The organism is Variovorax sp. AC103, assembly GCF_979254005.1.
On sequence record NZ_CEEDFC010000025.1, the window covers coordinates 99,334 to 120,815 of the forward strand.

Consider the following 21,482-nt stretch of genomic DNA (forward strand, 5'->3'; position numbering starts at 1 on the left):
GGCCCATGTCCACAGATATCGAATTTGCCGACGACGACCAGGCGTTCATCAACTCCCAGCAGTTCCAGGACATCAAGAGCTGGACGCATGACCACCTGCTGAGCCGCATCGAAGAACTGGGCGCGGAGTTCGGCCGCTGGTCGCGCGCCTCGATCCAGCAGTTCGTCGAGCTGGAGGTGGACAGCTTCGTGCGCCTGCGCCGTGTGCCGATCAACGACCGCGAGATGCAGCTCATCTCGGACGCGCTGACCAAGGAGCTCGCGGGCTTCGGGCCGCTGGAAGACCTGCTGAACGACCCGGCGGTCGAAGACATCCTGATCAACGGCTACCAGAACGTGTACGTGTCGCGCCACGGCATGCTGGAGCGCGAGACGGTGCGCTTCGCCGACTCGGAGCACGTGATGCGCATCGTGCGCCGCATCCTTGCGCCGCTCGGCCGGCGTCTGGACGAGTCCAACCCGATGGTCGACGCGCGGCTGCCGGACGGCGGGCGCATCAACGTGATCATCGAGCCGCTGGCCATCGACGGGCTGTCGGTGTCGATCCGCAAGTTCCGCAAGGAGCCACTCACGCCGGCGGATCTGGTGAAGCTGGGCACATTCGATGCAGGCATGGCGCAGTTGCTGGAGATTGCCGTGCGTGCGCGCTGCAACATTCTGGTGAGCGGTGGTACCAGCTCGGGCAAGACCTCTCTGCTCAATGCGCTCGCCAGCTTCATTCCGGCGCGCGAGCGTGTGATCACCATCGAAGACACGGCCGAACTGTCGCTGGGCACAAGCCACGTGGTACGGCTGGAAAGCCGCCCTGGCGGCTTCGACGGCACGGGTGTGGTGTCCATCCGCGACCTGCTGCGCAACAGCCTGCGCATGCGCCCCGACCGCATCGTGGTGGGCGAAGTGCGCGGCGCCGAAGTCATCGAGATGATGCAGGCCATGAACACGGGCCACGAAGGCTCCATGGGCACCATCCACGCCAGCTCGCCGCGCGAATGCCTCTACCGGCTGGAGATGCTCGCGGGCTTCGCCGGCTACCAGGGCAGCGAAGTGAGCCTGCGCCGGCAGATTGCCAACGCCATCGATTTCATCGTGCAGATCGGACGCCTTTCCAACGGACAGCGCCGAATCATTTCGCTGAGCGAAGTGACGGGCGTGAACGACAACGTGGTGGCGATGCAGGAGCTGTATCGCTACGAACCCATTGCATCGCCCGATGGCGAGGAGCGCGATCGCTGGGTGTCGCTGGGCATTGCACCGCACTCGCCGAAGATCACGCGCTTCCGGCAATCGCTGGCGCGCGCGCAGCAGGGAGAAAACCGTGCGTGAAGGCCTGCTCGTCGTTGGTTGCATTGCGCTGGTGCTCGCGGCTGCGGGCTTGATGCTGTGGCAATGGGCAAAAGCGCGACAGGCACGTCAAGCGACGGAGCGGCATCTGAACCAGCAGATTCTGGCCAGTGCGGCAGGGGCGGCGGTGGCACCACAGCCATCGCGGGACATGCCGAGCGAGGGCTTTGTCGCCGGCATGATGAAAGACCCGTGGCTGGAAGCCGAGGCCGGCGCGGCGGCAAAGGCCGCACCTAGCGGACTTCTGGAACGAGCCTTGCCAGACCGGCTGGCCGGCGTGATCCAGCCCCGATCGGCTGCCTTGGCCATCGGCGCCATCCTGGTGCTTGCGTCATTGGCCGGCCTTTTCGGCGGCTGGTTGGCGGCATTGACTGCGCTGTGCGCTTTGGTACTTGCCGCAGCCTTCTACGTATGGCTCAAATTGCAAAAGTTCCGCCGCAAGCTGGTCAGCCAGCTACCCGCCTACATCGATGCAATGGTGCGGCTGATCACAATCGGCAACTCGACGCAAGCGGCATTCCAACTGGCGATTGCCACCACGTCCCCTCCCCTGCGCGGTCAACTCGAACGCTCCGCCTCGCTGGTTCGCGCAGGCGTCGATCTGGACCGCGCACTCCATCAAACTGCCAGCAATGTGCGCGTCGAGGAAATGTTCCTTCTCGCATCGATCCTAGGCCTCGGCGTGCGCTACGGCGGCCGCGCCGACTTGCTGCTGGAGCGGGTCGGCAACTTCATGCGCGACCGCGAGCAAGCCGAGCATGAACTGATCGCGATGTCGTCCGAGACGAGGCTCTCTGCGTGGATTCTGGGTCTGATGCCGGTGGGCGTCGGCGCGTTCTTCATCATTACCAACCCCAGTTACTTCATGGGAATGTGGAACGACGAGACCGGCCGCAACATGGTCCTTTTTGCGGCAGGATTTCAGGTGTTCGGCGCCGCACTTCTCTACCGCTTGGCGAGATTGACATGACCTTCACGTCCAATCAGCTGGCGGCCCTGAGCCTGGTACTTCTCGCCCTGGGCCTGATGGCCGGCGCGGGCGCGCTGATAGCGGCCGAGTTCCGGCGCGCGCGTAGCGGAAAAGTCATTGGCCGCGCAATTGACCAGGCCGTGTCGGTGACGATGCCCAACGTCGCTGCCGACGAACTGGCCTCGACGAAATCGGATGTCGAACTCCCTTTTCACTGGCTCAACTCCAGGTTCGGCCGTGCGCTGGTCGCGGACGAGGACCGAAACCTCATTGACCAGTGCGGGCTGTCCTCAAAGCGCACGCAGTTGATCTTTTTGGTGACCCGCGTGCTGTTCGCGCTCCTGCTCCCTTCGCTGGCCTATGCAGTGTGGAGCGAAGGGCAACCGCAACGCACCGTGGTCATGGTGCTGGCAGCCGCGTTCGTGATCGGCTTCATGGCACCCAAGTGGATACTCGGTCGCGTCGCCGCAGGACGCAGAGAGCGCGCGGCGCAGGAACTGCCGCTGTTCATCGACCTGCTGCGTCTTCTGCAAGGTGTAGGGCTCAGCCTGGACCAAAGCCTGCAGATCATGTCCAGCGACTTCTCGCATGTTCTGCGCGTTCTAGGCTACGAGCTGTCGCTGGCCAACGCCCAGTACAGCCAAGGCCGCAGCCGCGAACACTCCCTGCAACGACTCGCCACGCTGCACAAGAACGAGAACCTCAACGGCCTTGTGTCACTGTTGGTGCAAGTCGACAAGCACGGCGGTGCAGTCCAGGAACCACTGCGCGTCTTCAGCGATCGACTTCGCGAACATCGTCGCTCCGAGATGAAAGAACGCATCGGGAAGATCACCGTGAAGATGACCGCGGTCATGGTGAGCACGTTGCTGCCGGCACTCATCATCGTCACCGCAGGACCTGCTTTTCTTTCCGTCTTCCGCTCACTGGGAATCGCCGCCAAATGAAAAACTTCACCGTTTTTGCCATTGCGCGCCCGGCGCGCCTCACCGTGGTTTCGGCGTGCATGGTCGGTGCCGCCTTGGCCCTCTCAGGTTGCGCCAGCGTCAAGGACCAATACGCAGCCAGTGCCGACGCGCAACAGCGCATGGCTGCCGAAGCAGCCGCAGACACCAAGGCGGGGGCGGCCGTCGACACCCAAGCCACCTATCTTCGGCTCGTGGAGCAAATGCAGCAGCAGGCGCTCTGGTTTGCTTCGCTCGCACACATCGACGCCCTTGAACAGCGCTGGGGCGTGTCGCCGGATTCGACGCGCGTGCGCGCAGAAGCGCTGCGCCAGACAGGACAGGCAGCACCGGCGGAAGCTGCTTACAGACGCCTTATAGGTACGCCGCTGGAGAGCGCGGGCTACCGAGGCCTGGGCCTGCTGGCAGGCATGCGCGGTGACTACGCCGAGGCGTCACGTTTTCTTTCGCAGGCACAACGCCGCAATCCGACCGATCCGTTGCTGCTCAGCGACCTGGGCTACGCCAATCTCCGCGCTGGCATGGTCGAGGAAGCGCGGCTGCCGCTGATGCAGGCGCTGCAATTGAAACCCGACAGCACGCAAGCGCAGGCCAACTTGGCGCTCTACTTGGAACTGACGCAGCAGCACGATCAGGCAACGGCACTGATGAATGCAAATCGCATGTCCGAGGCAACACGCCTCGCGATACGGGATGCGGCGCAGCAGATGCGCCTGCCGGGCCGTCCGGCCGCCCCTGTTGCCGCTGCAGCGCCTGCGGGTTCGCCGGCATCTGGCCGTGACGAACCGATCGTTTCGCCCCTGGCGCTCAAGCCATCCCGCTGGTCGGAAACCATCAGCATCAGGACTGCCGGCCAGATTGGCTCACCGAACTTGTCCGCGGACCCACCTCTTTCACTGAACTCGACCTCACGAGGTATCCCATGAGCAAAAAATTCTTGTGCGCGCTTTCGATCCTGCCCGTCGGCGCTCTGGCTGCGGTGGTCTTGCTCGCCACGTCAAGCGCGGCTGCACAGGTGCAACAAAAGGCCAGCGAGCCAGACGCCAAAGCCATCGCAACGACACAGGTGCCGGAGGTTTCGAGCAAGAGTGCTGATTCGGAAATGCAATCCGGCGAGTTGGAAGAGTTCGACCTGAAGCCGCTTCGGATCGGCGATGCCACGCAGAGTTTGCTTGCATGGCAACGCAGCGGCGAGATTGCTTCAGCATCGCCCCGTCCCATCGCCGGGATTGTCGCCAACCGGAGCTATGAGCGTTATCTCAAGAGCTTCGAATTTGCGATCCCCGAGCACCTCGGCTCGACAGTGACGAAGTCCAACAGCGGCGCAGGCGCGGCTTCTTCCGGGTCTCGCTGACTGCGCAAGCCCTGCCGTCTTGCGAACCAAATGCCATACATGCGCAAGCCCGTAAACCAACGGCGCCGCCAACGCGGCGTCTATGCGATCGAGTTCGCGTTTGTGTTCGTCATTGTTTTCACGCTGCTCTATGCGGTCATCTGCTATGGGTTCCTGCTGACGGCACGTCTGGGCTTGCAAAACGCGGCAGAGGAAGGCGCGAGAGCCGGATTGCGTTATCAGGTCGATTTGGAGGCACGGAAGGCGACAGCAACTACGGTAGCAAATCAGCGTGCGAGCTGGTTGCCCGTGGCCTTGAAAGCAAGATTGGACGTCCAAACCAACGTATGCATGGCGGGGGCAGATGACTGCCTTCAAGCTGCGAACTGCGGTCCCGACTGGAACAACCGCTGTCAGATGGTGGTGACAGTCACAGTAAGCGATATCGGAGCGCTGCTCCCCCCTCTGCCAAGCTTCGCCTTGCCCGGCCAGATCGCGGGCAAGGCCAGCATGTTGCTCGATGGAAGATCACTGTGAAAACCGAACGTTCCAAGTTGGGCAGCAGTGTCAGGCCACGGCAACAGCGAGGCGTCGCCGCGATCGAGTTCGCAGTAGTCTTCAGCGTGCTGTTTCTGGGTGTTTACGGTCTCATCACGTTTTGTGGTGTTCTCTACGTACAACAAGTTGTCTCAAGGGCAGCGGAGGATGGAGCGCGGGCCGTCCAACTCGCCAACAACAACACCACGCCTGCTGACTTGCAGAAAAACATCCAGGCTGCGGTTTACCGTTCACTGGCGCTGTCGATGATCACTCCTGCCTCTGCTGGCAGCGCGTCTTCCTCGAAAGAGGCGTGGCTCCGAGCGACGTTGATTGCAACCCCGCCGGACGTGGATCTTTCACCCGGGCAGGTCGCTGTGAAGGTGACGTACCCCTACCGCGCAAATCCGGTGCTGCCACCTATCCCCCTCACTGGCAGTTGGATGCCGGACCGCTTGTTTGGTAAAGCGACAGCTGCCAGACCCTCTTTCTAGGGACAAGAAATGCGTCCTTCAAATCAAAGAACTGCAAGGCGGCAAATCGGCTCAGTGGTCATCAATGCGACCATTGCTTTGAGTCTTCTGGTGATTGTGTTGGTGGGAACCGAACTCGGCTACCTCTTCTTCATGAAGAGAGAGCTTCAAAAAACAGCAGACCTCGCAGCGATTGCGGGTGCCCAAGCCCTGGGACCGCTCGATTGCGACGCTGCCCAACAGGCTGCCGTCATCAATGGAAATCTGAACATTCCTCTCGGTCTCGATGCAGTGACAAAACAAGAGATAGTCTGTGGACACTGGGATTCCGAGACGCGCGACCCGCCGTTGCATTTCGGCACCCCCGGGGTCGGACAGAAGCTCAATGCCGTACATGTCACCCTTACTCGGCGGCCAGCGCTCCTGCTTCCATTGCTGCCAGGCAATGAACAACGTCCCATCACAGCAGAAGCACTTGCTGCTCAGCAACAGCCGATGGCGTCGCTCACCATTCGCAACACGCTCGTGAACGTCGACGACACCAAATCACCGCTTCTGAACGCGGTGTTTGGAGGGCTTCTCGGGGGCAGCCTCAACGTGTCGGCGCTCGGCTGGAATGGTCTGCTCGCCACCGACATCAAACTCCTCGATTTCCTCGATCAACTGAAGATTGCTCTCAACATCAGTGCGGGTGGCTACGACCAGGTTCTCAACACACAGGCTGACGTCGGGACGCTTCTTCAGGCCATGGTCTTCGCGCTTCAGAAAAGCGGGCAAACCGCGCAGGCAACGCTCACGGCACTGCAGCAGCTGCAGGCTGCAGCACAAATTCAAGCGCTCGGGCCGATGCTTAAGGTTGCCGATCTGCTCAACATCGAAACCGGGACGACCGCTGCAGGATTGAAAGGCGATCTGCAGCTTTTTCAGTTGGTCAGCGGTGTGGTCCAACTGGCAAGTGGAAAAAATGCCGCGGCCGTCGCACTCGACATCCCCTCATTGGCCGGCATCACCACGAGCGTCAAGATAAAAATTGTCGAGCCGCCACAGGTCTCCGCCATCGGCAATCCGAACCTTATCAACCCCGGCGCCGGACTCACCGACCCGAACAAGATCTACGTGCGTACTTCGCAGATTCGCACGCTGATCTCGGTGAACCTTAGCAGCCTCACCAATGTCATCAGTCAGATTACATCTGCGGTCACTGCTTCGCTGTCTCCGATCATCAGTTTTCTGAACTCGGTGGCCACACTCAATCTTGGAACCATCGTGACCAATCTCGTGGGGGGAATCATCTGCGCCGGCAATTGCCCGATTTCTCAGGTCATCTACACAAGCGTTCTGCCAGCGCCCATTGACATCAGCGTCAGTTCGGGCAACGGCGCGGCCTACGTGACAGACCACTCCTGCGCCGAGGACAACAGCAAGTCGCTCAGCGTGCAAGCCAGCACCAGCATCGCCCAGCTGAACATCGGCAAAGTATCCGACACCGCGTTTTCGTCCTCCGACCCAGTCATTACCGCCGCGCCGGTACCTGTCGTCGAGATTGGCTATCAAGAAGCACGATACGACGTCTGCATCCTCAACATACTTCTCGGGTCAATTGGATGCTCCAGTCCAAAGTGGAGAGACGCAAGCGGCACGTTCGTCGCGGGGCAGGCCAACGGTGCGAAGCACGTCATATCTGGACTAGGCCTGCAGATCAACTCGTCTGTCGGCGGCAGCAGTACCAGCACTCCGCTCGTCTACAGCGCTCCTGCACCAGAAAACCTGCCGGAAATTGACGCGCCCCCCTTCGATGGCGCAGTCGATCCGTCATACAAGGCCATAACGTCTCAGTCCATCGTGGGGAGCCTAGGAGCGACATTGGGTGGTATTCAGTTGCAGCCCTACGCGAGCAACAGCAGCGGCGTCCTTGGGGCCCTTCTGAGCGGCACGTTCAGTCTCATCAGCAGCCTGCTCAACACTTTACAGACCGTCATCAAGGGCGCACTCTCGCCGCTGCTGGACCCGGCGCTCAATTCCTTGCTGAACGTGCTGGGTATAGACCTTTCGAAAACTGAAGTCTCCGCCCGGCTTTCGTGCAGCAGAGGTGCCGTCCTTGTCTACTGACAAACACCTTTCAATGCGACATCTTCGAAAAGTTTTTTCCTTGCCCCTGCCCGCCATTCAATAGCATGAGTTCACCGCCCAACTTCGACGAACTCGACCTCTTCGTCTACGAAGGCAAAGCCGACATCCTCGAGCGCATCGCGCGTTGCATGGCGAGCTTCGACGTCGAGGTGATCCGGGCCGACGGCCTGGCCACGCCCGAGCCCGAGCGCGGCGTGGCGCTGCGCCCCTGCGTCGCGGTCATCAGCGTGACGGTCATCGACGGCGGCGGGCTGGCGCAGGCGAGCGAGCGCCTCCAAGGCATGCCCGTGATCTGGGTGGCCGCGGGCTCGCGCGAACGCGACTCGCGCACCTACCCGCCCGAATACCTGCACGTGCTGCCCTACGACTTCACCTGCGCCGAGCTGCGCACGATGGTCGCCAAGCTGGTGCGCCAGCTGCGCGCACGCGACGTGGCGCCGCAGGCGCCCGACGTGCTGGTCGCGCACTCCGAAGCGATGAAGTCGCTGCTGGCCGAAGTGGGTGCCTTCGCGGACTGCAACCACCCGGTGCTGGTGCGCGGCGAAACCGGGGTGGGCAAGGAGCGCATCGCGCAGCAGCTGCACCTCGGCCACCAGCACTACAACAAGGGCGCGTTCGTGGCGGTGAACTGCGGCGCGATTCCCGACGGGCTGTTCGAGTCGCTGTTCTTCGGCCACAACAAAGGCTCGTTCACGGGCGCGGTGCATGCGCATCGCGGCTACTTCGAGCAGGCCACGGGCGGCACGCTGTTCCTCGACGAAATCGGCGACCTGCCGCGCTACCAGCAGGTCAAGCTGCTGCGCGTGCTGGAAGACAGCGCGGTGACGCGGCTTGGCGCCACGGCGCCGATACGGGTCGACTTCCGCCTGGTGGCGGCCACCAACCGCAACCTGCGCGAGATGGTGGCCAGCGGCGAATTTCGCGCCGATCTGTTCTACCGGCTCGCGGTGATCGAGCTGCATGTGCCCAGCCTCGAGGAGCGCGGCGAGGTTGACAAGATCGCGATCTTCAAGGCGCTGCTGGCCCACGTGCTCGGCGACGAGCTCGAGGCGCTCGGCGAAACCCCGCACTGGCTGAGCGACGCGGTGGCCGAAACCTACTTTCCCGGCAACGTGCGCCAGCTGCGCAACCTCGCGGAGCGCGTGGGCGTGATCGCGCGGCAGTTGCACAGTTGGGACCAGAACCTGATCCAGCGCGCGATCGCGCTGACGCGCGGCACGCCAGCACCGGCCGTCTCGGCGGAGCGCAACGGCGCGGGCGGCGGCGGCGTCGCGCTCGACGGCAGCAGCGAGCGCAAGGGCTGGAACAGCAGCGAGCGCAACCGCATCATCGCGGCGCTGGAGATCAACGACTGGAAGCGCCAGGACACCGCGCAGCACCTGGGCATCAGCCGCAAGGTGCTGTGGGAAAAGATGCGCAAGTACCAGATCCTGGACGGCGAGCCAGGCATCCCGGAAGAGCATTAGGCTCGCCCCCAGGCTTCGCGCACTCCGTGTCGCTTCTCCTCCCCCTACCGGGGGCGACACCTGAGGCCCGGCGAAGCTGGTTCCTCGGTGTCTCTGGAAGGGGCTTCGCTTCGCTTGCCTTGCCCGCTGCGCGTCAGGGGATCGACAGGCGTTGCGCCTTGCGCAGCGGCGTGTTCGCAGCCGCCACGCCCACGCTGCGCTCCGTGACCGGCTCGCTCGCGCATGCCGTGTTGCTCGAGATGCACAGCGCGCCCAGCAGGCCGTCTTCGGTGAGCACCTGGCGGCTCGGCGCGCCGAAGAGGCGGTCGATCCAGCCGTTGGTGCCCGCGGGGTCGATGCGCAGTTCGCCGGTGGTGCGCGCCAGGCGCAGCTCCGACACGCGCAGGTCGAACACGCCGTCGATGTAATCGAACAGCAGCGTGTAGTAGTCGAGCTGCGCGTCGAGCACCTTGGGCAGGGTCTCGCGGCCGAACTCCATCAGGCGGCGGCGCCCGCGAAAGGCCTGGCCGGAGGTGCTGACGGCCTCCATCAGCTGCTTCTCGCGTTCGCGCCCGGCCACGGTGCGCGACCATGACGCCGAGGTGAGCTCGAACAGGTTGAGCTTCACGCCTTCGAGCTTGGCCTCCTGGCTGGCGATTTCGGCCAGCGCCGACTTCAGGCGCAGTTGCCGGTCGAAGCCGTTGCCGAAGTTCCAGTTGAGCTCGAAGGCCGCGCGCGTCGGGTCTTGCGGCGACACGCCGCGCGGGTCCTTGCTTTTGACGAGCACGGCGTCGAGCGTCGGGTACAGGCTGGCGTCCTGCTGGTCGGCCAGCGCCCTGGCGCGCTCGATGCGGCTCTGCGCCTCGGCGATCTCGGTGCTGCGCGCCTCGGCGCGGCGCAGCGCCTCCTCCTGCGAGGTGATGCGCCACTGCGCAGGCGCCGCGAGCACGGGCAGCGACTCGGGGTTGGGCGAGAACTTGAAGTAGTTGCGGAACTTGGCGAGCGCCTCGTCGCGCTGGGCCGCAAAGTCCGACTCGCGCGCGGCCACCAGGGCGCGCCGCGAGGCGGCCATGTTGAGGTCGTTGTCGCCGGTCACGCCCAGCGCCACGCGGCGGGCCTCGGCCTTCGAGAGCTCGGCCACCACCTCGGTGGCGCGGTGCGCGATCTGCTTCTTCAGGTCGAAGCGCTGCACCTGCAGGTAGGCCGTGAGCGCGTCCAGCACCACCTTCTGCGAGGTGGTGACCACGGCCTCGTCGTCGGCCTGGTTGGCGGCTTCTGCGGCGCGCTGCGCTGCGTTCATGGCGCCCCCGTCGATCAGGCTCACGCGGGCCTCGGCGGTGAGCACGGTGTAGCCCTGCGTCTTGGCGTTGTCCGCGCCGCTGTTGTAGTTGCCGGACGAAGTGCCGAGCCTGAAGCGCGGGTAGCGCGCCTGCCGGGCGGCGTCCACGCTGTAGCTGCTGGTGTTGGCGGTGGCCTGCGCCGTCTGCACTTCAGGGTATTCCTGCGACAGCACGATGAGCGCCTGCTTCACCTGCTGGGTGTAGGTGGTGGCGCCCAGCGAGGGCGGGGACAGCCGGCGCGCGAGCACGAGCGCTGGGCCGGCTTCCTGCGGCGCCGGCTGCTCCTGCGCAACGGCAGCAGGGGGCAGCGCGAAGCTCGCGCACAACACGGCACAGACAACACCGGTGCCCGTGCGGCGCCGGCCGATCGATGGGGGTTGCTTCATGGTTCGCGGAAGGCTTCGCGCCGAAGCTTGAGCACGGGCCGCAGGATGTACCAGATGAACGGGTCGGTGCCCACGCGCAGGTCGACTTCGGACTCCATGCCCGCGGTGATGCGGTTCTCTTCGCGGCCCACGTGCGACTGCGACATGCTGATGAGCAGCCGGTAGTACGGCGCGCCGCTGGAAACGGCCGGGTCGCGGTCGGCGTCGGCCGCCACCAGCTTCACCTTGCCGTCGACGGCGCCGTAGCGCAGGTAGTCGTAGGCGGTGATCTTCACGCGCGCCTGCTGGCCCACTTCGATGAAGCCGCGGTCGTTCGGGTTGAGACGCGCCTCGACCATGATCTCGTCCTCGTCAGGGACCACCTCGAGGATGGCCTCGCCGGGCTTCACGACCCAGCCGGGGCTGGAGTTGCGCAGGCCCTTGACGATGCCGTCCGACGGCGCCTTCACCACGGTGCGCGAACGCTGGGTGCGTGCGCGCGCGAGGTCTTCGCTCAGGCTGGCGAACTGGCGCTCCACGGTGGCCAGCTCGTCCGACGCGCGGCGGCGGTAGCGGCCTTCGGCCTCGGCCATCTTGGCCTGCGCCTCGGTGATGGCGGCGTTGGCCGAAATCACGCCCTGGCGCGTCACCGCGAGTTCGCTGCGCACGCCCTCGGCCTGGCGGCGCTTCTCGAGCACCTCGACCTGGCCGACGAGTTTTTCGCTGAGCAGCTGCTCAGAGATTTCGAGCTCCTTTTGCATCAGCACGAGCCGGTCGCTCAGGCCCTTGGCCTTGGCTTCCTGTTCCAGCTTCTTGCTGCGTGCCTGCTCCAGGCCCGACACGGCGCCGGCCATCACGCCGCGCTGTTCGAGCGCACGCGCCTGGTAGGCGCCGCTTTCGCCTTCGAGCACGCCTTCATCGATGTCGGCGGCGAACGAATCGCGCTTGAGCGGCTGGCCGCGGCTCTCGGCAATGAGGCGCACGCGCGTGGCCTGCGTGGCTGCATAACGGGCCGTGAGTTCTTCGAGGTTGAGCCCGCTGCCGCCCAGGTCGATCTCGACCAGCGACTGGCCCGCCTTGACCTTGTCGCCCTCTTTCACCAGCACGTTGCTGACGATGCCGCCCTCCAGATGCTGGATCGACTTGACGCGGTCCGAGGGGATCACGCGGCCCGGCGCAACCACCACGGTTTCCATGGGAAAGCCCAGGCCGATCAGCGCCAGCACGCCCACGGCGCCGCCGATGATCCACTGCCGGCGTCGCCCCTGCGGCGAGTTGCGCGCCGCGCGCTTCTCGTTCTCGTCCTGAAGAATCTGCGGCAGGTCTGATTTCAAGTCTCTTCCTCGATCGCTCGTCATGTGCCGGGCGGTGTCATGCAATGGATCGGGAGGCCGCGGCCCCCGCGGCGTCTTCCGAATCGCCCACGGCCACCAGCGGCTTGCGCACGCCGAACAGCTTGGGCACCATCTCCGCGGCCGAGCCCTGCTCCACATTGCCCTGGCCGGTCACGTGGTAGACCACGCTGGCGGCGGAGACGATGCGCAGCGAGTGCGTGACCACCACCACCGTGCGCACCTTGGCCACCGCGAGCAGCGTGGCGAGCAGGTTGCGTTCGCTTTGAAAGTCGAGGTCGTTGCTGGGCTCGTCGAGCACCAGCACCGAGGGCTTGCGCAGGAAGCTCATGGCCAGCGCCAGCTTGCGCCGCTCGCCCACCGACACGCCGGTGCCGCCCTCGCCCACCCGGGTGCGGTAGCCGTCGGGCAGGCGCGACAGGAAGTCGTGCGCGCCCGAGAGCCTGCAGGCCGCCACGATCTGCTCGTCGCTCTGGCCCGGCGCGCCGCGGCGCATCACTTCGATGAGCGGGCCGCCGAACCAGTAGACCTCCTGGGAGAGGTAGCTGATCCAGCGCGAGAGCTCTTCGCGGCCGAACTGCGACAGGTCGTATTCGCCGATGCTGATGGTGCCGCGCGTGGGCTCGTACAGGCCCGACAGCAGCTTCACCAGCGTGGACTTGCCCGCGCCGTTGCGCCCGACGATCACATGCAGCCCGCCGGGGCCGATGTCGAGGTCGACGTTCTCCAGCACCGGCTGCTGCGCGGTCTCGGTGAAGCTGAAGCTCACGTCCTTGAAGGTGATGCGGCCAAGGGGCTGCGGCAGCGTCATGCCCGTGGGCGGCTTCTCGACCGGCTCGCGCAACACCGTCTCCAGGCGCTGGGCCGCTTCCTTCGCGGTGGCCAGCGAGCGCCAGTTCGACACCAGCCCTGCCACCGGTTGCAGCGCCTTGAGCGCCAGCATGTTCGAGGCGACCAGCCCGCCCACCGTCATCCATTGCTCCATGACCGAGATGGCGCCCACCGTCACCACCACCACCGAGAACACCGTGAGCAGCACGGTGGTGCCGTCGCGCGTGGTCTCGATCTCGCCGTTCTTGGTGAAGCTCTCGGTGAGCCAGGCGTTGTAGGTCTGGCGCCACATCTCGATGGTGGGGCCGTCGTTGGACTGCGTCTTGAGCGTTTCGCGCGCGTTGCAGATCTCGGACGTCATGCGGTCGAGGCCGCGGCCGCGCAGCACTTCTTCCACGCGCCCGGAGCGCACCTCGTCGGCCCACCACCACGCCAGGAACGACATGATGGCCAGGAACAGCGCCACCACCGGCAGCACCGGCAGCGCGACGATGCCGATCACGATGAGCGCGAAGACGGCCATGGGCAGGTCGAAGATCGATTGCGCCAGCCCGCCGGTGACGGTGCCGCGCACCGAACCCACGTCGCGGAAGTACAGCTGCCACGACGACGCGGGCCGCGCCTCGAGCGCCCGCAGCGGGCGCGACAGCATCGAGTTGAGCAAGGCGCCCGACACACCGTGGTCGATGATGGCGCCGGCATTGCGCAGCATGCGCGAGCGGCGCGTGCGCAGCCAGAACTCGATGCACAGGAAGAACAGGATGCCGCTCACCAGCGCGGCGAGCGTGGAGAAGCCGCTGCGCGACAGCACGCGGTCATACACCTGCAGCAGGAAGATCGACGGCAGCAGCCCGAACAGGCTGATGGGCAGCGAGCGCCACGCGGCGCTCTTCACGAGCGGGTACGCATCGCGAAAAGCCGCGTTCAACGCACCCGCATAAGGACTGGCTCCGGGCTCTTCGGGTTTGTCTGCGACCAGCTGGCTGGGCAAGAGGAACTTGATCATGGAAAAGGGCCGATCCATCGGGCAATGACGCCTGCGTCATATTAACTGTTACCCGACTGTTACAAGGCAAAATTTCACTCGCCGCGCGCCTCAGCACGGCGATGTCTGCCCCTTCACTGGACCGGCCCGTTCCACGCGCGCCGGTCCGTGTTGCGCGGGGCTTCCCGTGGCCGCGCAACCGACCGGCTTCCCTGAACTGAAAACGCCCGCGACCTGGGGCAAACCCTCGGCGAACACCAATGCGACGTTGGCGCACAACAGCATGCAGAGCACCCATGCGCACAGCAGCTGGAGCCAGCCCAGCCACCAGCGATCGGGCCGCTGCAGCGGTGCCGCGGCTTCATGTTCGAAGCGATGTTCGAAGGGGTGTTCGAAGGTCGGTTGCGCAAGCGCGTTCGATCTCATGGCAGTGCTTTCAAAACCCGGGCAAGCCGGGACAGGCCGATGCCGGCGGAACTCTTCGCGAGCACCCAGTCGCCTGGCTGCAGCAGGCCGCCGAGCGCGGTGGACAGATCGGACACGTCGACGAACCAGTGCGAGCGCACCTTGGTGCGAATGCGCGCATGCAGCGCGCGCATCATCGGGCCGCACAGCAGCACGCGGTCGGGCTGCGAGGCCAGCAGTTCGGCCTCCAGGTCGAGGTGATGGCGCTGGGCGGCGGGGCCGAGCTCCTGCATGTCGCCCAGGATCGCCACGCGGCGCGCCGGCTCGCAGGGTGCCTGCGACAGCATCTCGAGCGCCGCGCGCATCGAACTCGGGTTGGCGTCGTAGGTCTCGTCGATCAGCTTGAAGCTGCCGCCGCCGATGTGAATGGTGTGCAGCGCACCGCGCCCGCCCGGCGGTTCGAAGTGCGCGAAGGGTTCGACCGCCGCACCCAGCGGCAGGCGCAGCGCCTGCAAGGCCGCGAGCGCGGCGACGGCGCTCGCGCCCATGTGGCGCCCCGGCGCGTTCAGCCGCAGCTGGAAGGGCTCACCCGCCACCAGGACCTGCACCTCGCCATGGTCGAACGCGAGCAGGCGCACGTCGGCGTCAATGTGCTCGCCGTAGCTGAGAACCTGCAGCTGCCGCGCCACCGCGGCTTCGGCGAAGGTCGCGAACTCGGGCATGTCGCGGTTCAGCACCACGCTGCTGCCCGGCGCCATCGACTGGAAGAAGCGGGCGTCCAGGCGCGCGGCGGCTTCCGAAGGGCCGCGGTGTTTCTGCGACGCGGCCGACAGCCCCGTCACCACCATCAGCGAAGGCCGCACGAGCTGGGCCGAAGCGGGCATTTGCGCGCTGCCCATCTCCAGCACCCAGTAGGCGGCGTGCCGCGGCATGCAGGTCATGTTCCATGCCATGCCCGAAGGCAGGCTGACGTTGCCCTCGGGCAGGCCGACCTCGCCCCACACGGTGAGCGCGCCGGCCAGCATCGCGGCCACGGTGCCGCTCGATGCGCCGCTTGCCGCCGCGCCTGACGAACCTGCCGTGGCGCTTCCGAGCACACCGCACACGCGGCCCGTGAACTCGGCGCGCGCATGGTCGCCCAGTTGCAGCACGGCCTGCAGCACGTTCTCGACCTTGAGCACGGGCACGCGCTTGTCCAGGTGCGGCTTGGGGTCGGTGCACAGCACGGCGGCGGCAGGCTGCAGCACGCCCTTGAGCGTGACTGCCGCCAGCGCCGTTTTCGACGCGCGCGCCTGATGGTCGAACACGACGCGGCCCTTGCGCATGTACGAGCGCTGCGCCACGCCGGTGGCGCGCCAGCCGTCGTCGGGCCTGACCACCCATTCGCCGCCGGTGACGCGCGCCATCTCGCTCGCGGTCCATGCGGGGCCGTCGTCGCGTCCGCCGCCCATGCCGCCATTCATGCCGCCCCCGCTGCCGTTCGCCGCCGGCAACGCGCGGCGCTCGACCAGGTAGCGGTGGTAGGCGGCCAGGCCCGATACGTACTGCTCGACGTCGTCGATGCGCACGCGAAACGAGTGATGGCGGATGAAGAACGCGCCCACCACGCTCGACGGCCGGCGGAAGTACATCGCCACCTCGGGCCAGAAGAACCCGTTGAGCAGGTAGTGCGCGCGGTAGTCGAGCGCGCGGTAGAACTTCTCGGTGTCGAGCTCGTCGAGCAGGTGCCGCATCGCGGGCATGCCTTCGAGCCGCTGCAGCATCTGCTGCGCGGCCAGCATGAGTTCGAGCAGCGTGGGAAAGGTGGTCTTGCGGTCGAGCACGAAGTCGAGGTAGCCCGCCACGTTCTGCAGGCCGAAGCGAAAGTACTTTTCCTGCGGGCTCCAGCGCGTGAGCTCGTTGACGCAGCAGCTCAGCCAGTGGTCGTGCGCCTGCCAATGCTGGCTGGCAATGAAGTGGTCGAAGGCCTTCTCCACCGCCGCCAGCCATTGCGGCTCGTGCGTGAGGCCGTACAACCGCATGAGCCCGTAGGCCGCCTCGCCGTCGTAGTAGATGATGCGCGAGGCCTGCTTGAGCGTGAGGTCACTCGCATGCAGCACGTGGTTGAAGCGGCCGGTGGCCGGGTCTTGCAGCGACACGATGCCCAGGGCGAGCTTCTCCAGCAGCGCCAGCCAGTGGCGCGTGCCCATCAGCTCGCAGTACTTCACCAGCGCGAGCACGCAGGCCGCATTGCCGCCGAGCTTGATTTCGCCGCCGATGTCGACCAGGAACGCCACGGCGCGCCCGTCCGCCAGCGTGTGGTCGCGGATCAGCACCGTGGTGAGGTGGTCGATCCCGCGGTCGATGGCCGCGCGCAGGGTTTCGTCGCGCGTGAGCTCCCACGCCGCGAGCATGGCGTGGAGCGCGCTCGCGTGGCGCATGGCGTCGTAGGTCGGAATGCGGCGGTCGAAGCTCGGAAAGTAGCCGTACACGAACAGGCCGTCGCTGTGCACCTGGCGCGCCAGGTACGAGGAGCCGCTGCGCACCAGGTCGAGCACTGCCTGCGGGTTCAACGCCGGCAATTGCCGCCGCCCCGCGTCGAGCCCCGTGCCGACGAGCTTGTGCACCACGCCGTCGGGCTGGCAGAACACGCCCACCGTGGCCAGCAGGTACACCGGCTGGTCCGGCGGCATGTCCAGCGGCGGCACGCATCCGAAGCGGGCCTGGCCGTAGACCTCGAAGTTGCGCAGGTTCACCACCGAATGCGGAATGGTCGAGTCGCCGCACAGCATGGCGTTGGCGTTGAGCTCCTGCTCGGTGAAGGCGAGCGTGAAGTCCTTGTCGAAGGCCAGGCCGAGGCGAAAGTAGTTGCGCTTGACGGCGGTGAGCTGGGTCTTGAACTGGCCCCAGTCCATCGGGCTCGCGCCCTCGACCCAGTCGATGCGCAGCCACGGCGCGACGATGCCGCGCTCGCGCACCCATCGCTCGACGCGCTCGGCGCCTTCGCGCCAGGCGGTTTCGAATTCGGCGGCACGCGTGTGCACCACGTGCGCACGCTGCGAGCCGTCGCTGATCGAGAAGAACAGCGTGAACGCCGGGTAAGGCGCGGGCAGCGCCGCGCACACCGACACCAGGCGCTCGTGGCAGGCGTGGAGCTGGTCTGTGAAGGACATCATTCGGCCCCGATCGAGTGCGGGAGTCCGGCCGCGCCCGTCATCTGCTCTCGCTTTGATGACGTGTGCGTGGCGCGGAAACGGCCGTCGAAATCATCGCGCTCGTCCGGTTCAGCGGTAGCTGAATTCGGCGCGGCGATTGAGCTGATAGCCCTCCTCGGTGGTGGCGAGCGATGCGGGTTTTTCCGTGCCCCAGCTGATGGCCTCGATGCGCTCGGCAGGCACGCCGAGTTGCGTGAGCGCGCGCTGCACCGACTCGGCGCGGCGCTGGCCGAGCGCCAGGTTGTACTCGCGCCCGCCGCGCTGGTCGGTGTTGCCTTCGATCACCACCCGGCTTGCCGCGCGGTTCCTCATGTAGCTCGCATGGGCCTCGACGATCTGCCGGTCCTGCGGCCTGATGTTGTATTTGTCGAAGTCGAAGTAGACGATCTTCGGCACGCCCGCCGGGCCGTTCTGCACCGGCGCCGGCGGGGCCGGCTCCACCTTGGGCACGGCCGTGACGGCCTTGTTGGAGTAGTAGTAGGTCGCGTCGTCGCGCCCGGTCTTCGGGGCTGCGCAGCCCGCGAGGACTGCGCCGAGGGCGACGATGGCCAGTGTCTGGAAATTCTTTTTCATATCGATCCTTTGTGGGACAGGCCGGTGGTGGCCTGTCCCTGGTGCTGCGACTCCCTCACCCCTCCTGCGATGTTCTTGTTCAGCCCAGCAGGCCGTGCAGGACGTTCGTCACGGGCGACAGGGCGGTGCCGGCCGGGCTGTGCTCGACCAGGCTGGTGATGGGTGTCACCACATCGGTCAGCAGCGGTGCGGCGGCGTGCTGGACGCTGCTCACCAGGTCGGTCACCGGAGATGCCGCACCCGACGAGCCGGCCAGGATGTCGGTCACCGGCGAAAGGGCCTCGGACGCCGCGTGCGTCACGGTGGACACCGCCGGCGAGACCGCATCGGTCAGGCCCGAGACGGGCGCCAGGATGTTGGCCACGGGGCTGGCACCGCCGGTCAGGCCGCCGAGCAGGCTGCCCACCAGGCCTTCGTTTCCGAGCACGCCGTCGAGCAGACCGCCGGCGTCGCCACCGGTCACGCCGCCGAGCAGGCCGCCGACGAGGCCTTCGTTGCCGAGCACACCGTCGAGCAGGCCGCCGGTGTCGCCACCGGTCACGCCGCCGAGCAGGCCGCCGACGAGGCCTTCGTTGCCGAGCACGCCGTCGAGCAAGCCGCCGGTGTCGCCACCGGTCACGCCGCCGAGCAGGCCGCCGACGAGGCCGTCGTTGCCGAGCACGCCGCCGAGGAGACCGCCGTCACCGCCGAGCACGCCGCCGAGGAGACCACCGTCGCCGCCGAGCACGCCGCCGAGGAGACCACCGTCGCCGCCGAGCACGCCGCCGAGGAGGCCACCGTCGCCGCCGAGTACGCCGCCGAGGAGGCCACCGTCGCCGCCGAGTACGCCGCCGAGGAGGCCACCGTCGCCGCCGAGCACGCCGCCGAGGAGGCCACCGTCGCCGCCGAGCACGCCGCCCAGAAGGCCGTCGTCACCCAGTACACCGCCGAGCAGGCCGCCATCGCCACCGAGCACGCCGCCGAGAAGGCCGCCGTCACCACCAAGCACACCACCCAGCAGGCCGTCGTCACCCAGCACGCCGCCGAGCAAACCACCGTCACTACCGAGGACGCCGCCCAGAAGGCCGCCGTCGCCACCGAGCACACCGCCCAGCAGGCCGTCGTCACCCAGCACGCCGCCGAGCAGACCACCGTCACCGCCGAGGACGCCGCCGAGGAGACCACCGTCGCCACCGAGCACACCGCCCAGGAGGCCGTCGCTGCCCACGAGGTGGGCCACGCCGTCGGTCAGGTAGTCGACCTGCGTCGTGACACCGCCGAGCACCGCCACGGTCGTGCCCGCACCGAGCAGCTGGTCGGTCACCGGGCTCAGCAGGCTGCCCGCGCCGCTCGTCACCTGGCCCACGAGGCCGTCGACCGGGTCGAGCACGTTGGGGTCGTTCGGCGTGAAGCTGGTGCCGAGCACCGGGCCCAGCAGGCCGTCGACCGTGTCGGTCACGCTGTCGGTGAGCCCGACGACCGGCCCGAGCACGTTGCCCAGGCCGAGGCCGCCCAGCACGCCTTCGTTCAGGCCGTCGACCAGGTTGCCGACCACGCCGTCGGCCGGGTCGAGCAGCGCCGCGCCGGTGCCCGGGGTGCCGCCACCGCCGATGCCGCCCACCACGCCGCCGAGCAGGCCGCCCAGCAGGCCGTCGTCACCCAGCAGGCCGCCGACCGGGCCGTCGTTGCCCAGCACACCGCCCACGAGACCGTCGGGGCCGAGCAGGCCGCCGCCGATGCCGGTGCCGCCCAGCACGCTGCCCAGCGCGCCGTCGCCACCCAGGAGGCCGCCGAGCAGGCCGTTGTCGCCCAACAGGCCACTCACGGGGCCGTCGCTGCCCAGCAGGCCGCCGACCGGGCCTTCGTCGCCCAGCAGGCCGCCCAGCAAGCCGTCGTTGCCGAGCAGGCCACCCACGGGGCCTTCATTGCCCAGGAGACCGCCGACCAGGCCGTCGCCACCCAGCAGGCCACCGACCGGGCCGTTGTCGCCCAGCAGACCGCCCAGCAGGCCGTCGTTGCTCAGCAGGCCGCCGAGCGCGCCGTCGTCGCCGAGCAGGCCGCCCACGATGCCGTCGTCGCCCAGCAGGCCGCCGACCGCGCCGCCCAGCAGCCCGTCGTTGCCACCCAGCAGGCCGCCCAGCGGGCTGTCGGCAATGAGGCCGGAGATCGCGCCGTCCTGGCCGAGCAGGCTGTCGACCAAGCCGCCATGGCCCAGCAACTCGCCGGTGAGGCCTTCGCTGCCCAGCACGCTGGCCAGGGCGCCGTCGCCGCCGAGCAGGCCGCCGACGAGGCCGTCGTCGCCCAGCAGGCCGCCCAGGGCGCTGTCGTCGCCGAGCAGGCCACCCAGCAGGCCGTCTTCACCGAGAACGCCACCCACCAGGCCGCCGACTGCGCCGTCGCCAAGCAGGCCGCCCACGAGACCGTCTTCGCCGAGCACGTTGCCCAGCAGGCCGCCGACGGCGCCGTCTTCACCGAGCACGCCACCCACCAGGCCGTCCGAGCCGAGCAGGCCGCCGACCAGGCCGTCGTCGGCCAGCAGGCCGGCCACGAGGCTGTTTTCGCCGAGCACGTTGTTGAGCAGGCCGCCGAGCGCGCCGTTCTCACCGACCAGTTGGCTGGTGACGCCGCCGAGGCCGAGCGCGTCGGTCAGGCCGCTGACGATGCCGTGGTCGCCGACCAGGTTGGTCAGGCCGTTGTCCAGCGCGTCGGTCAGGTAGTCGACCTGGTTCAGCACCGAGCCGAGCACGGCGGTGGTGCCGCCGGCGCCCAGCACGTTGTCGAGCGCGGGGCTCAGGGCGCCGCCCAGCAGGTGCGTGACGCTGCCGACGGTGTTGTCGACCGGGTCGAACTGGTTGGGGTTGTTCTCGGTGAAGGTCTCGCCGAGCAGCGGGGCCACCACGTCGTCGACCACATCGGTCAGGCCATCGACCACGTTGGTGACCGGCGTGAGCGCGCCGCCAAGGCCGAGCGCATCGCTGACGGTGTCGACGACCTGGTGGACAAGGCCATCGCCCGGATCGAGGAGGTGGTCGCCGTCTGCGTCGGCATCCGCATCCGCATCCGCATCCGCATCTGCATCTGCATCTGCATCTGCGTCGGCATCGGCATCGGCGTCTGCATCGGCGTCTGCATCGGCATCGGCATCGGCATCGGCATCGGCATCAGCGTCGGCGTCGGCGTCGGCATCAGCATCAGCATCAGCATCAGCATCAGCATCAGCATCAGCATCAGCATCAGCATCAGCATCAGCATCAGCATCAGCATC

Annotated in this window: 15 protein-coding genes; 9 read left to right on the forward strand and 6 right to left on the reverse strand. The window is 66.9% G+C overall.

The window, feature by feature from the left end:
• The first annotated feature begins 5 nt into the window (after positions 1-5).
• From AC0IYU_RS29175 to AC0IYU_RS29215, 9 genes are all read left to right on the forward strand, one after another.
• Positions 6-1,322 (forward strand): CpaF family protein, encoded by a 1,317-nt coding sequence (locus AC0IYU_RS29175; protein ID WP_435436924.1) that lies wholly within the window; start codon positions 6-8, stop codon positions 1,320-1,322.
• Complete coding sequence (locus AC0IYU_RS29180) at positions 1,315-2,310, forward strand: type II secretion system F family protein (RefSeq protein WP_472124387.1); 996 nt, start codon at positions 1,315-1,317, stop codon at positions 2,308-2,310. Before AC0IYU_RS29175 ends, AC0IYU_RS29180 begins: the two co-directional genes overlap by 8 nt.
• Positions 2,307-3,257: a type II secretion system F family protein gene (locus AC0IYU_RS29185; RefSeq protein ID WP_472124390.1), complete on the forward strand. Its 951-nt coding sequence runs from the start codon at positions 2,307-2,309 to the stop codon at positions 3,255-3,257. Before AC0IYU_RS29180 ends, AC0IYU_RS29185 begins: the two co-directional genes overlap by 4 nt.
• Positions 3,254-4,201 carry a hypothetical protein gene (locus AC0IYU_RS29190; RefSeq protein WP_472124393.1) on the forward strand — a complete coding sequence of 316 codons (948 nt, stop codon included), beginning with the start codon at positions 3,254-3,256 and terminating at the stop codon, positions 4,199-4,201. The genes AC0IYU_RS29185 and AC0IYU_RS29190 overlap by 4 nt, the downstream gene beginning before the upstream one ends.
• Entirely contained in the window at positions 4,198-4,629 is a 432-nt protein-coding gene (locus AC0IYU_RS29195; protein ID WP_472124395.1) for a DUF3613 domain-containing protein, read from the forward strand. Before AC0IYU_RS29190 ends, AC0IYU_RS29195 begins: the two co-directional genes overlap by 4 nt.
• A 39-nt stretch (positions 4,630-4,668) precedes the next feature.
• Positions 4,669-5,145 carry a TadE/TadG family type IV pilus assembly protein gene (locus tag AC0IYU_RS29200; protein ID WP_472124398.1) on the forward strand — a complete coding sequence of 159 codons (477 nt, stop codon included), beginning with the start codon at positions 4,669-4,671 and terminating at the stop codon, positions 5,143-5,145.
• Positions 5,142-5,639, forward strand: coding sequence for a TadE/TadG family type IV pilus assembly protein (locus AC0IYU_RS29205; RefSeq protein ID WP_472124400.1), 498 nt, complete (start codon positions 5,142-5,144; stop codon positions 5,637-5,639). The genes AC0IYU_RS29200 and AC0IYU_RS29205 overlap by 4 nt, the downstream gene beginning before the upstream one ends.
• A gap of 9 nt (positions 5,640-5,648) precedes the next feature.
• A complete protein-coding gene (locus tag AC0IYU_RS29210) occupies positions 5,649-7,727 on the forward strand; it encodes a TadG family pilus assembly protein (RefSeq protein WP_472124403.1) in 2,079 nt (692 codons plus the stop codon).
• A 65-nt stretch (positions 7,728-7,792) separates the two neighbouring features.
• Positions 7,793-9,214 (forward strand): sigma 54-interacting transcriptional regulator, encoded by a 1,422-nt coding sequence (locus AC0IYU_RS29215; protein ID WP_472124405.1) that lies wholly within the window; start codon positions 7,793-7,795, stop codon positions 9,212-9,214.
• Positions 9,215-9,347: 133 nt separating this feature from the next.
• Here AC0IYU_RS29215 and AC0IYU_RS29220 read toward each other — a convergent pair whose 3' ends face one another.
• The 6 genes from AC0IYU_RS29220 to AC0IYU_RS29245 form a co-directional block, all read right to left on the reverse strand.
• Positions 9,348-10,919, reverse strand: a complete 1,572-nt coding sequence (locus AC0IYU_RS29220; protein WP_472124408.1) for a TolC family protein — start codon at positions 10,917-10,919, stop codon at positions 9,348-9,350.
• Positions 10,916-12,232 carry an HlyD family type I secretion periplasmic adaptor subunit gene (locus AC0IYU_RS29225; protein WP_472124411.1) on the reverse strand — a complete coding sequence of 439 codons (1,317 nt, stop codon included), beginning with the start codon at positions 12,230-12,232 and terminating at the stop codon, positions 10,916-10,918. Before AC0IYU_RS29225 ends, AC0IYU_RS29220 begins: the two co-directional genes overlap by 4 nt.
• A 37-nt stretch (positions 12,233-12,269) precedes the next feature.
• Positions 12,270-14,087, reverse strand: a complete 1,818-nt coding sequence (locus AC0IYU_RS29230; protein WP_472124414.1) for a peptidase domain-containing ABC transporter — start codon at positions 14,085-14,087, stop codon at positions 12,270-12,272.
• Between the two features lie 401 nt (positions 14,088-14,488).
• Positions 14,489-17,626, reverse strand: coding sequence for a glutamate ligase domain-containing protein (locus AC0IYU_RS29235; RefSeq protein WP_472124417.1), 3,138 nt, complete (start codon positions 17,624-17,626; stop codon positions 14,489-14,491).
• Positions 17,627-17,734: 108 nt separating this feature from the next.
• Positions 17,735-18,238: a peptidoglycan-associated lipoprotein Pal gene (pal, locus tag AC0IYU_RS29240; protein ID WP_472124419.1), complete on the reverse strand. Its 504-nt coding sequence runs from the start codon at positions 18,236-18,238 to the stop codon at positions 17,735-17,737.
• Positions 18,239-18,317: 79 nt separating this feature from the next.
• Positions 18,318-21,482: hypothetical protein (locus tag AC0IYU_RS29245; protein ID WP_472124422.1), on the reverse strand; the 3,165-nt coding region annotated here is incomplete at its 5' end.